General features: G+C 72.6%; 14 protein-coding genes and 1 tRNA gene. 7 read left to right on the plus strand and 8 right to left on the minus strand.

Annotated features, from left to right (window positions below):
• Positions 1–55: 55 nt before the first annotated feature.
• From CHB94_RS22985 to CHB94_RS23000, 4 genes are read right to left on the minus strand one after another with little or no spacing between them, the layout of a single operon-like run.
• Positions 56–1,228, minus strand: coding sequence for a branched-chain amino acid ABC transporter permease (locus tag CHB94_RS22985; RefSeq protein ID WP_089338876.1), 1,173 nt, complete (start codon positions 1,226–1,228; stop codon positions 56–58).
• 2 nt (positions 1,229–1,230) lie between these two features.
• A complete protein-coding gene (locus tag CHB94_RS22990) occupies positions 1,231–2,115 on the minus strand; it encodes a branched-chain amino acid ABC transporter permease (RefSeq protein WP_089338877.1) in 885 nt (294 codons plus the stop codon).
• A gap of 36 nt (positions 2,116–2,151) precedes the next feature.
• A complete protein-coding gene (locus CHB94_RS22995; protein WP_089338878.1) occupies positions 2,152–2,916 on the minus strand; it encodes an ABC transporter ATP-binding protein in 765 nt (254 codons plus the stop codon).
• Complete coding sequence (locus CHB94_RS23000) at positions 2,909–3,703, minus strand: ABC transporter ATP-binding protein (RefSeq protein ID WP_089338879.1); 795 nt, start codon at positions 3,701–3,703, stop codon at positions 2,909–2,911. The genes CHB94_RS22995 and CHB94_RS23000 overlap by 8 nt, the downstream gene beginning before the upstream one ends.
• A gap of 257 nt (positions 3,704–3,960) precedes the next feature.
• On the opposite strand from CHB94_RS23000, the gene CHB94_RS23005 reads away from it, so the two are divergent.
• The gene (locus CHB94_RS23005; protein ID WP_089338880.1) at positions 3,961–5,178 is read left to right on the plus strand and encodes a PucR family transcriptional regulator; all 1,218 of its coding nucleotides are present in this window, start codon (positions 3,961–3,963) and stop codon (positions 5,176–5,178) included.
• Between the two features lie 61 nt (positions 5,179–5,239).
• On the opposite strand, the gene CHB94_RS23010 is transcribed toward CHB94_RS23005, so the two are convergent.
• From CHB94_RS23010 to CHB94_RS23020, 3 genes are read right to left on the minus strand one after another with little or no spacing between them, the layout of a single operon-like run.
• Positions 5,240–5,473, minus strand: coding sequence for a DUF2630 family protein (locus tag CHB94_RS23010; RefSeq protein WP_089338881.1), 234 nt, complete (start codon positions 5,471–5,473; stop codon positions 5,240–5,242).
• A gap of 37 nt (positions 5,474–5,510) precedes the next feature.
• On the minus strand, positions 5,511–6,428 hold the full coding sequence (locus CHB94_RS23015) for a prephenate dehydrogenase (protein ID WP_089338882.1): 918 nt from the start codon (positions 6,426–6,428) through the stop codon (positions 5,511–5,513).
• The gene (locus tag CHB94_RS23020; RefSeq protein ID WP_089338883.1) at positions 6,425–6,865 is read right to left on the minus strand and encodes a PaaI family thioesterase; all 441 of its coding nucleotides are present in this window, start codon (positions 6,863–6,865) and stop codon (positions 6,425–6,427) included. Before CHB94_RS23020 ends, CHB94_RS23015 begins: the two co-directional genes overlap by 4 nt.
• A gap of 67 nt (positions 6,866–6,932) precedes the next feature.
• Between CHB94_RS23020 and CHB94_RS23025 the strand changes: the two genes are divergently transcribed.
• The 5 genes from CHB94_RS23025 to CHB94_RS23045 all read left to right on the plus strand — a co-directional run bounded on the left by CHB94_RS23025 (position 6,933) and on the right by CHB94_RS23045 (position 9,293).
• Positions 6,933–7,595, plus strand: a complete 663-nt coding sequence (locus tag CHB94_RS23025; protein WP_089338884.1) for an O-methyltransferase — start codon at positions 6,933–6,935, stop codon at positions 7,593–7,595.
• Positions 7,592–8,092, plus strand: a complete 501-nt coding sequence (locus CHB94_RS23030; protein ID WP_089338885.1) for a tRNA adenosine deaminase-associated protein — start codon at positions 7,592–7,594, stop codon at positions 8,090–8,092. The genes CHB94_RS23025 and CHB94_RS23030 overlap by 4 nt, the downstream gene beginning before the upstream one ends.
• Positions 8,089–8,736, plus strand: coding sequence for an HAD-IA family hydrolase (locus CHB94_RS23035; RefSeq protein WP_089338886.1), 648 nt, complete (start codon positions 8,089–8,091; stop codon positions 8,734–8,736). Before CHB94_RS23030 ends, CHB94_RS23035 begins: the two co-directional genes overlap by 4 nt.
• Positions 8,733–9,197: a nucleoside deaminase gene (locus CHB94_RS23040; RefSeq protein ID WP_217899465.1), complete on the plus strand. Its 465-nt coding sequence runs from the start codon at positions 8,733–8,735 to the stop codon at positions 9,195–9,197. Before CHB94_RS23035 ends, CHB94_RS23040 begins: the two co-directional genes overlap by 4 nt.
• A gap of 10 nt (positions 9,198–9,207) precedes the next feature.
• Positions 9,208–9,293 (plus strand) — tRNA-Ser (locus CHB94_RS23045).
• A 908-nt stretch (positions 9,294–10,201) separates the two neighbouring features.
• On the opposite strand, the gene CHB94_RS25470 is transcribed toward CHB94_RS23045, so the two are convergent.
• Entirely contained in the window at positions 10,202–10,366 is a 165-nt protein-coding gene (locus CHB94_RS25470; protein WP_176445709.1) for a hypothetical protein, read from the minus strand.
• A gap of 23 nt (positions 10,367–10,389) precedes the next feature.
• On the opposite strand from CHB94_RS25470, the gene CHB94_RS26455 reads away from it, so the two are divergent.
• Positions 10,390–11,112, plus strand: a complete 723-nt coding sequence (locus tag CHB94_RS26455; RefSeq protein ID WP_089338887.1) for a hypothetical protein — start codon at positions 10,390–10,392, stop codon at positions 11,110–11,112.
• Positions 11,113–11,550 lie beyond the last annotated feature (438 nt).

Here is an 11,550-nt window from a genome sequence, read left to right on the forward strand (position 1 = left end):
GGGCGGGGCTGATGGGGACGGAGCGGTGCGGCGCGCCGGATCGATCGGGTCGTCCTCACCCCCCGCTCGAGGAGCGGGCGGCCGCCGCGCGCTGCTTCGCCCGGTAGGTGAGCCAGCGGAGACGGACGGTGCCGACGAAGCCCGCCGGGGCGAAGATCATCGCCACGATCAGGACCACGCCGTACACGAACGGCGCCAGCTGCGCGGCCTCGGTGTTGTCGAGGCCGAGGTCGGCACCCAGGTCGGTGACGAACGGCGGCAGGAAGACCAGCAGCGCCGAGCCGAGCAGCGCCCCCAGCAGGCTGCCCAGTCCGCCCAGCACGATCGCCGTCAGCAGCGACAGGGAGAGCACCAGGGTGAACCCGCTGGGTGCGGCCAGGCGGATGACGAGCGCCAGCACGCCGCCCGCCAGGCCGGCGGCGGCCGCGCTCACCGTGAAGGCCAGCACCCGCCAGGCGCCCAGGTTGATACCGGCCAGCTCCGCGGCGACCTCCTGGTCGCGCACCGCCCGCCAGGTACGGCCGATCCGGCTGCGCACCAGGTTCGCCAGCAGGAAGTAGGTGAGGATCAGGCAGATCGCGCCGACGTAGGCCAGCCACTTGGTGCCGGTCGCGGAGTTGCCCGACACCCAGCCGATGAACTCCTTGAAGAGGTCCGGCGGCTGCGGGGCCCGCACCCGCAGGCCCTGCTCACCGCCGAGCGTGTCGTGGAAGTAGATCGCCAGACCGGGCAGGCCGACCGCCAGCGCGAGCGTCGCGCCGGCGAGGTACGGGCCGTGCAGGCGGGCCGCGGCCACCCCGACCAGCGCGCCGACGACGGTCGCCGTCAGCACCGAGACCAGGAGGATCAGGGGCAGCGCTACGGGCTCGTCCGCCTGCAGGAAGAGGGCCGTCGTGTACGCGCCGACGGCCATCAGTGCGCCGTGCCCGAGGGAGATTTGCCCGTTGAGCCCGGTCAGGACCGTGAGCCCCCCCGCAGCGATGGCGTAGTAGCTCAGCTGGGCCAGCTGCGAGTTGGTGAACGGGTCGGTGATCTCCAGCAGGATCACCGACCCGACGATCGCCAGCAGCACGGTCACCAGGTGACGGAGCAGCGTCGATGCGGGGAGGAAGGAGCGTCCGCTCTCCGTGGCCTGCGTCGACGGGACGTTCGCGGCGGCCGTGGCGGTGAGGGGCGCCTCTTCGGTGGCGGCTCCCGCGGCGGAGACGGGGGTGTTCGGCGCGCTCATCGTCATGCCCTCCGGGCCACGCTGCTGGCGAACAGGCCGCCGGGTCGGACAAGGAGCACGACCATCAGGATCACGAGGGCCGCGACGTTCACCAGCGCGCTGCCACGGGGGAGGTAGCCGCTGACGTAGCTGAGCGCCAGGCCCAGCAGCAGGCCACCGACGATGGCGCCGACGGGGGAGTCCAGGCCGCCGAGGACAGCGGCGACGAAGCCGAAGACGATCAGGCTGTCCATGTAGGCCGGGTAGATGAACTCGCCACCGGCGATGAGGAGCCCGGACAGCGATCCGACGACGGCGGCCAGCGCCCAGCCCAGCGTGAGCATCCGGCCCACCCGCACGCCGAGCAGGCGGGCGACCTCCTGACCGAAGGCCGAGGCGCGCATCGCCAGACCGACCCGCGTGAAGCGGAACAGGGCGACCAGCAGCGCCATCGTGATCAGGACGGAGCCGATGATGTAGAGGCTGGTCGGCGTGAGGGCGATGGTCGTGTCCCCGACCTCGAAGCCGCGGACGCCGAACGGCGTCGGGAACGACTGGAACGCCGAGCCGAAGACGATGGCGATCAGCGCCTGGATGGCGACGAAGAGGCCCAGGGTCACGATGACCGCGTTGAGCTCGGGACCGCCCTCGACCGGCCGGATGATGACCCGCTCCACGATCGCGCCCAGGACGAACCCGCTGACGAGCGCCACGATCAGGGCCACCCAGTACGACTGGCCGGCGTCGATGAGGGCCAGCGCGATGAAGGCGGTCGCCGCGGCCATCGCGCCCTGCGCGAAGTTGACGATCCTGGTGGACCGCCAGATCAGCACCAGGGCCAGGGCGAAGGCGGCGTAGATCATGCCCTCGACCAAGCCCGACAGGGTGATGTTGATGAACTGCTGCACGAGGGGTGCCTTCCTGGACCGAGAGGAGCGGGCGGGTCAGAAGCCGAGGTAGGCGTGCCGGAGGCCCTCGTCGGCCATCAACGTGCGGGCCTGGTCGGTGACGACGACCTTTCCGAGGTTGAGGACGATGCCGACATCGGCGACGGACAGAGCGCTGCGGGCGTTCTGCTCGACGAGCAGGACCGACAGTCCCTCGCGGTCGACCAGCTGGCGCAGCAACCCGAAGATCTGGGCGACGATCCGGGGCGCCAGGCCCAGGGACGGCTCGTCGAGCAGCAGGATCCGCGGCTGGGCCAGCAGTGCACGACCGATGACCAGCATCTGCCGCTCACCGCCCGAGAGGGTGTGCGCGGCGTTGTTCCGGCGCTCCGCGATGCGGGGGAAGATGTCGTAGACGCGGTCGTACTCGTCCTTGCCCACCTTGCCGCGGAACAGCGACCCGACGCGCAGGTTCTCGTCGACGGTCAGCTCGGCGATGACGCCGCGGCCCTCGGGCACGTGGGCCATGCCCTTGCTGACCATGGCCTCGACCGCGGACCGGGTGATGTCCTCGCCGTCGAGCAGGACCTTGCCGGCCTGCGGCCGGACCAGCCCGCTGATGGTGCGCAGCAGGGTGGTCTTGCCGGCGCCGTTCGCGCCGAGGACGGCGGTGATCCGCCCGGCCTCCGCGTCGAGAGTGACGCCGTCGAGCGCCCGGACCGGGCCGTAGGCGGAGGTGAGTCCCTGGACCTGCAGCAGCGCCGTCCCGGGAGCGGTGCCGGAGCCCGCGGAGACCGCCGTGCTGCCGTGCGGCTCAGACATGGCGACCTCCGTCGGTGCGGGCGAGCTCCGCGGCGTCGGTCTCGACGACCTCGTCCCCGAGGTAGGCCTCGGTGACCTTGGGGTCGGCCTGCACCTCCGCCGGCGTGCCGGCCGCGATCTGCTCGCCCGAATCGAGGACCGTGATGCGGTCGCAGACCTTCATGACCAGGTCCATGTGGTGCTCGACCAGCAGCACGCTCATGCGGGAGCTGAGCGCGCGGATCAGCTCGCCGAGCTCGTGCATCTCGTCCTCCGCCAGACCACTGGCCGGCTCGTCGAGGAGGAGCAGGTCGGGGTCGGCGACCAGAGCGCGGGCCAGGGCGACGCGCTTCTGCACCGGGTAGGGGAGGCTGCCGGGATAGCGGTCCGCGTAGCTCTCGGCCCCCAGCTCGACCAGCGCCTGGTGCGCGCGCTCGCGCAGCACCTTGTCGTCCTTGTCCGCCGTGGGCAGGGCCAGCAGGGCGGAGACGAAGCCCGCCCTCGCGTGGCGGTGCGCGCCGACCATCACGTTCTCCAGGACCGACAGCCCCCCGAACAGGCCCACGCCCTGCAGCGTGCGAGCGATGCCCAGCGTGCTGAGCTGGCTGGGCTTGAGCCGCCGCAGTTCCTCGCCCCGCCAGGTGATCCGGCCGGCCGAGGGTCGCACCAGACCACAGGCGACGTTGAACAGTGTCGTCTTGCCTGCGCCGTTCGGGCCGATGAGTCCGTGGACCTGACCGGGCTCCACGGTGAGGGACACGTCGCTGAGCGCGGCGACGCCGCCGAAGGCGACGCTGATCCCGCTCATCTCGAGGCGTGCGGTGGGCGCTCTGTCGTGAGGTGGCCGGCTGCCGGGGTGTCGAGGCGGCTGCGCCAAGGGGCCCACTGCTCCTCTTCATCGGGGGAGGGGTCGTCCACCGTCCCGGAGAAGGGGGCAGCGACGATCGGGTCACGGGTACGTCCCGTGAGCCTGCCCCGTGGTGTGGGCCGTCACAATGGGCTGACCGCACATTGATGCGGTCGTCGTGTTGTGCTGTGTGCGGCGCGTCACGAGGAGGTGGTCGAGTGCAGCCGTTCCGAGCCGAGGTCGCGGCCCGGCTGGTCGAGCTGGCTCCGCTGCTGCTCGATCAGCTCGATGCCATGACCGACCGGATGATGGAGGTCCTCCTCCGGACCGAGCCCGCCTACCAGGACCTGCTCGCCCACGGTGGGGAGGAGCTCCGGGCCAGCACCCGTGCGAACCTCAAGCGGGGATTGCACATGCTGATCGGCGCCGCCTCCGGCGGTGCCCGGGTCTCGCTGCGCGACGCGCGGAACGTCGGCCGGCGGCGCGCGGCCCAGGCGATCCCGCTGGAGGCGGTGCTGCGGGCCTACCGCCTCGGTGGGCAGGTCACCTGGGAGGCGTTGCTCGAGGTGTCCCGCCACAGCAACCAGCACGACACCCTGCTGCTCGAGGTGGCCGGCTCGGTCTGGCGGACCAACGACGCCGAGTGTGCGGCGGTGGCCGAGGGCTACCGGGAGGAGCAGCGGCGACTGGCCGGGGTGGACGACAGCACGCGTCAGCAGGTGCTCGACGGTCTGGTGGAGGGCCGCGGTGGCGACCCGGCGTTCGTGCGCACGGCCTCGGAGCTGCTCGCCGTGCCACTCGACGGCCGGCTGGCGGCCGTCGTCGCGCTGCCGGACCCGGACGGCGCTCCGGCGCTCGACGCTCCCACCGCGGCGCTGCTCAAACGCGGTGTCCGGTCGGTCTGGGGCAGCCGGAGCGGGGCCCAGGTCGGCATCGTCGCTCTCGGACCGATGGGCGGCCGCGAGGTCGTGACCTGGCTGCGTGACATGGCGTCGGGACCGGTCGGGGTCTCCCCGGTGGTCGACGGCGCCGCAGCCGCAGGCTCGGCCTACCGGCTGGCCGAGACCGCGGCGCGCACCCTGCCGGCGGACAGCAGCTGCGTGGTCAGCATCGACGAGCGGCTGCCCGAGGCCCTGCTGAGCAATTCCCCGGAGATCAGGTCGCGCCTCGTCGGGCAGTCCCTCGGCGGGCTGCTGGACCTGCCCGACGACGAACGGGAGGTCCTGCTGGACACGCTCGCGGCCTTCCTCGCCTCGGACGGTTCCCCCACCCGGGCGGCCGATCAGCTGTACTGCCACCGGAACACGGTCATGCACCGGCTGCGGCGCATCGAGTCCGTGACCGGCCGCAAGGTGACCGACCCCCGGTCACGGCTGCTCTGGCAGTTGGCCCTGCTCGGCACCGAGCACCGGAGGCCGGCCGAGCGGTCCGGCTGAAAGAGGGCCCCTCTGCCCCCCACGCCTCGCGAGCTCGGCGCGGATCCCTGCCTGAGGGGCCTTACTGGAGGTAGCCCTCCACGGTCGACTCGGGGCGCACCTGGGCCTCGTCGGGGTTCTCGTCGTACTGGCGCTTCGCCCGGCGCTGGCGGAGCAGGTCCCAGCACTGGTCGAGGTCGGTCTCGATCCTGCTCATCCGCGCGCGCTGGTCCTCGGTGTGCTCCGTGCCCTCGCGGAGCTTGTGCTCCTCGTCGACCAGGGCGTGGATGCGGCTGAGGATGTCGGTCTCGTCCATGTCGACACCCTGCCCGGCGGGGCGGGGCCGAAACGGGTCAACTCTGCGCGGGAACCCATCCCTCGACGAAGGCGGCCAGTCGCCGGGTGACCGCTCCGCCGGCGCGGCCCAGGGCCAGCAGCGCGGCCCGGTCCAGCGGGACGCGGACGGTCCGCCGTCCCTCCTGCCGGGTGACGACGGCGTGGCCGTCCGCGACCAGGTCCGGCCACGGCCGGGCCAGCTGCTCCTGCACGCGAGCCAGGGCGCCGGCGGTGGCGCCGGCGTTGCCCTCGACCATGGCGGTGACGAACGCGGGGTCGCTGCGGATCACCCGGGTCCCGTCCCGGAAGCTGCCGGCGGAGAGGGCCAGGGCCAGCGGGCCGGCCTGCCCGGCCGTGGCGGCGAGCGCGGCGGCGAGCAGGTGGGGGACGTGGCTGATCGCGGCGACGGCGTCGTCGTGCTCGGCGGCGGTGACCGGCACGACCTCCGCGCCGACGTCCAGGGCCACCTCGGCGACCCGCAGCCAGCGCGGGAGCTCGGTGTCCGGCTCCAGGCAGAGCGCCCACCGGGCGCCGGAGAAGAGACCCGGGTCGACGGCGTCGTGCCCGGACCGCTCGGTGCCGCACATGGGATGGCCGCCGACGAAGCGACCGCCGAGGGCGTCGCCGAGAGCGTGGAGGACCGGTCGCTTGACCGAGCCGAGGTCGGTCACGGTGGCGGCGGGATCCACCGTCAGCTCGTCCAGCGCGGTGGCCATCGCCGGCAGGGGCACCGCGAGGACGACGATGCCGGACAGCTCAGTGGTGATCTGCACGCCGCGCGCGGTGGCCGCGTCCCGGGCGGCGGGGTCGACGTCCCAGCCGGCGACCGGCCGTCCGGCCGCGAGCAGAGCGGCGGCCAGGGATCCACCCAGCTGGCCCAGACCCACCACCCCGACCGGTGGCGCCGGCATGGTGGGCACGGGGAACGCGGTCACGCGGACTCCTCGGCCACGGGCCACGGACGGTCGGTGCGGAACACCCGGGCCAGCGCGGCGGCGACCAGTCCGCCGTCCTGGGCGCGGGCCTCGATCCGGTAGACGGCGGTGCGGCTGCTCCGGTGCACCTCGACGCCCTCGGCCACCAGCCGGTCCCCGGGACGACCCGGTTCGAGGAACTCGGTGTGCACGTCCTGCGCGACGGCGACGGTGCCGTGGCTGTTGCTCACGGCCGCGTGGACGACGTCCAACAGCGCCATGGTGGCGCCGCCGTGCGCGGTCCCGACGGCGTTGAGCAGTTGCGGGCCCACCGTCATCCCGGCCCGTGCGTAACCGGGGCGCACCTGCTCGAGAGTGATCCCGAGATGGGCGGCGAGCGGATCGGCGGCCAGCTGCGCGAACAGCGGTGCGGCGACGTCCGGAGCAGCATCGGCCATGATCAGAGGCTATGACCCCCGCGCCGACCCCCGCGCCGACGCCTGCGCTCCTCCGTCGGGACGCGCCATGACGCCCCGGTCCTTCCTCCTCAGGCCGGAGCTCGCCGACTACGTGCGTGGCGCGTCCGAGGCCCTCGACGACGTCGCCGCCGACCTGGTGGCCGAGACGGCGGCCCTGGCCGAGCGCGGCGACGCCCCGGCCACGTTCCAGATCGCGCCGGAGCAGGGGGTGTTCATGCAGTTGCTCACCCGCGCGCTCGGTGTTCGACGGGCGATCGAGATCGGCACCTTCACCGGCTTCTCGGCGCTCTGCATCGCCCGGGGCCTTCCGGACGACGGCTCGCTCCTGTGCCTGGACCGCAGCGAGCAGTGGACGGCGGTCGCCCGGCGTCACTGGTCGCGCGCCGGTGTGGGGGAACGGATCGAACTGCGGCTCGGGGACGCGCTGCCCGCCCTGCGTGCGCTGCCCGAGGAGCCGACGTTCGACCTCGCGTTCGTGGACGCGGACAAGGCCGGGTATCCCGCCTACGTCGAGGAGCTGTACGACCGGATGACGCCGAACGCCGTCGTGCTGCTGGACAACACGCTGCGGTCGGGCAGGGTGCTCGACCCGCGCGACGACGACGACCGCGCGCTGGTGGCGCTGAACGCGGCGCTGGCGGCCGATCCGCGCTGGGAGGCCGTCCTGCTGCCGGTGGCCGACGGCCTGACCGTGCTGCGCAAGCGATGAGCGATCTCGACGGGGCGCGCCGCAGCTTCGCCGTCCGGGTGAGCCGGGCCCACGGCGACTGGCGCGTGGAGCTGCTCGCCGACGACGCCGGGGACGAGCTCCCGGTGCTCGAGCGCGCGCTGGGGGAGCCCGGCGCCGACGCGTGGCCGCCGCCGTTCGTCGTCGTCGTCGACTCACGGCTGTACTTCGTCGTCCTGCGGCACGGTCCGGGAGGGATGGTGCGGGCCCTGATCTCCGACGCGACCATGCTCGAGTGGGTGCTGGCCGCCGAGGTGGTCGAGCGCTACGGCATCGGTGTGGACACCGAGGGCGCCTTCGACGACGACGAGTCCGGCTGGCCGGGGGGTGACCTCGACGTGTTCGCCGACGACGGGCTGCCGGCCGCGGAGCTGCGGCCCATCGTGACCGCCGACGACCTCTGGGCCGACGAGATGGTCGAGCGCATCGCCCAGCGACTGGGGTTCGCCGACGAGCTGGCCGCGGCGGTGGCGCCATGACCGTCACCGCGGTCGTCTTCGATCTCGGCGGGGTGCTGACCGAGAGCCCCATGACGGCGTTCGCGGCCTACGAGCAGGAGGCAGGGCTGCCTCCGGGGCTGATCCGGCGGCTGAACTCCACCGATCCCGACACCAACGCCTGGGCGAGGTTCGAGCGCAACGAGCTCGACGTGGCCGGTTTCTCGGCCGCGTTCGAGGCGGAGGCGCTGGCCGCCGGTCACCGGGTCGAGGCGGCCCGAGTCCTGGCCGCGCTGCGCGGGGAGCTGCGCCCGTCGATGGTCGCGGCGGTGCGGCGGCTGCGCGAAGCCGGGCTGCCGCTGGCGCTGCTGTCGAACAACGTCGCCCCGATGGAGCGGACGGGGCAGCTCGGGGAACTGCTCGGCCTCTTCGACGCCGTGGTGGAGTCCTCGGTGGAGGGCGTGCGCAAGCCCGAGCCCGAGATCTACCGGCGCGCGCTGGCCCGGCTGTCCGAGGCGGTCGGCCGGCCGATCGAGGCCGGCGACTGCGCCTATCTCGACGACCTCGGCATCAACCTCAAGCCGGCGCGGGCGCTGGGCATGCACACGATCAAGGTGGTGGAACCGGCGACGGCGCTGGCCGAGCTGTCGGAGCTGGTCGGCTTCCGCCTGGACGGCCTCGCGTGACCCCGGAGATCGACGCCGCGATGGGGCGGGCGCTGGAGCTCGCGGCGGCCGCGGTGGAGTGGGGCGACACCCCGATCGGCGCCGTCGTCCTCGGCCCGGACGGTGCGGTGCTCGCCGAGGCGGCCAACGAACGGGAAAAGCGCGGCGACCCCACCGCGCACGCCGAGGTCCTGGCACTGCGGGCGGCCGCCCAGGTGTTCGGCGACGGCTGGCGGCTGACCGGCGCGACGCTGGTGGTCACGCTCGAGCCGTGCACGATGTGCGCGGGCGCCAGCGTGCTGGCCCGGGTGGCGCGGGTGGTCTACGGCGCCGACGACCCGAAGGCCGGGGCGGCGGGCTCCCTGTGGGACGTCGTCCGCGACCGCCGGCTCAACCATCGGCCCGAGGTCACCGCGGGTGTTCGGGCCGAGGAGTCCGCCACGCTGCTACGTGCGTTCTTCCGCGCGCAGCGGGGCCTGTAGTCTCTTCGGCGGTGGCGTGTCCGAGCGGCCGAAGGAGCACGCCTCGAAAGCGTGTGAGGGCAACCCCCTCCGTGGGTTCAAATCCCACCGCCACCGCAGAGGGCTACTGACGGAAGTGTCCTGAAGTAGCGAGAAAGTGACGGCGAAGCCGTCCTTGGGGCTCCGACCTGCCGGTCGGGAACTCTGGGGGCGGCTTCGCTGCTGTTCGGCGCCGGATCAGCCGCTGTCCTGGGCGGATCGACGGCCACCGCGGGTCATCGGAGGCGCTGGTCGCCGTTCCGGTTCGTTCGCGGGCACGCCGAAGGATGTCGGCGGACGGCAGGATGCGGAGCCGGGCGTCGGTGACGTGCCCGTCGGCCTGCCGGATGGGCCGCGGCTCGTTGGAGGCTGGCTTGTCGTCGCGCTGACCAGCGGCGCTGGACCGGCGGCGGGGCAGGTGAGGCGCTCGCCGACCCCATCGACCGGCAACTGCTTGCTGCACATGCGGTCTGCGACGCGGCCTGGATGCGGGCTTTAGTAGGTCTCGAGGTCGATCCGGCCTTCGCGGAGGTCTTGGTCGCTTCGACGAGGTCGTCGGGCATGGCCGGACAGTGGAAGGCGCCTTCGACCAGGCGCATACCGGACTCGTGACCGCCTCGGTCCGCCGAGGTACTGCCGGGGATAGGGGAGGACGAGGTCGAAGCCGATCTCGGCGGGCGGGGTCTGGAAGGTGCTCTCTTCGGCGGCGGCGTAGAGGTTGTCTCCGGCCAGGTAGCTGCGAGTGCAGGCCGGACGTCCTCGGCTGCTGTCGCCAGCGCGGCGAGCCGGTCCGGGGCTTCCCAACCGCAGTGCCACGCGACCTGGCGGATCACCGTAGCGAGGGACGGGGCGGTGATCACGTGCACTCCGTGCGGGTAGGAGCAGCACACCGAGTCGGGATCGGGGGCGCCCAGCGTGCACCCGCCGATGTGGCCGAAGACTTCGTCAACAGGCCAGACCGTCCACGGTCCTCGTTTCCTCTCAGGTCAGCGGCGGTGGGTCAGCGCGCGGCTGCGCGCCACGAGGTCGTCGACGAGGGCTCCGTCCACTCCCGGCGGCAGACCAGTATCGGGGTCGCAGCAGGGCGGCTTGGTCCGCTTCTGGGTCGACTCGGGCTCGACGCCGATGAGGGCGTACAGCGCGCGGTACACGTCGACCTCGGTCGAGCGTCCAGGTGCTCACCGACCAACAGCACCCAGATGACGTCGTCCGGGGCAAAGGCGGCGATCAGCCGCCATCGACCGACCAGGTGCCGGTCACAGAGATGCTCTGCGATGGGCCCGGTGAGCCGGTAGCCGAACGCCTGGCAGCCCTGCTGAGCGATCTCCTTCACGACCCGGTCGAAGCGTTTGGCGACGGTGCCGCGCAGGCCGTTGATCTGCTGTTGCGCGAGCGGTGTGGCCTGAACCAGGTACCGGTTGGGCACTCAAGCGTCGTCTCGGGCGACCAGCACGGCGCCTTCACCGCGGCGCATCTGCGCCAGGCTCTCCTGAAGGTCTTCGCGGTCCAGCAGCGCCTGATCGTTCAGTCGCCGCCACACCTCGTCGAGCAGGCCGCGGGTCTGTCCGGCAGCCCGCAGATCACGGACCAGATGCAGGACCTCGTGCAGTCGCTCCGGGTCCAGTCGCTTGGGACTGTCTGGGGTGGCCTGCTTGAGGGTGAGGACACCTTCCTTGGCCCAGTGCCGCACGGTCTTCTCCGTCAGGCCGAGCACTCGAGCGGCGACCGCTGGGCGGACCGGGGGCGTGGCCTTCAGCGTGCGGTCGATGACCGAACACAGGAGGTCGCGACTCTCGCGGGTCTTGGCGTCCCGCTGAGTCATCCCGAGCACGACGCGCTCGACGTCTTCCACGGTGGTCAGCGCAGCCCGCACAGTCTGCTCTTCAGCCGTGAGTAGCGACCGCTTCATAGCCATTCCTTCCACGGCGGGTATCGGGAATCTTGCCATAAATCGGTAGTTGCCGCACCTGGCTCGAGTGGGCAGCGATACAACTCGTGCGGCGGTCGAGGCCGCGACCCGCTGATCCGGCCCTACACGGGCAGAAGGCGCCCACGACCATCCCGGCGTTCAAGCCGGCGTCCAGTCGCTCCTTCGCCTTCCGGCGGCGAGGCTCGGGGCGACGGTGCAGTCGCCGCCCCACACGCGAGCACGCTGGCGTCGGGAGCTTCCTCGCACTTTCCCGACCCCGACGTGCCCTTCCTCGCCGTACCCACCGGACTCGGCTACCTCAACGTCCCCCTTAGAGCTGCCGCCAGTAGGTGCGGTCGCGGCGTTCGGCGTGGCTGATCGTCATGGGCAGGCACGAGCGCCACGCTCGCGAAGGTGCTAACGCTC

The organism is Blastococcus mobilis (genome assembly GCF_900188025.1).
GTDB lineage: Bacteria > Actinomycetota > Actinomycetes > Mycobacteriales > Geodermatophilaceae > Blastococcus_B > Blastococcus_B mobilis.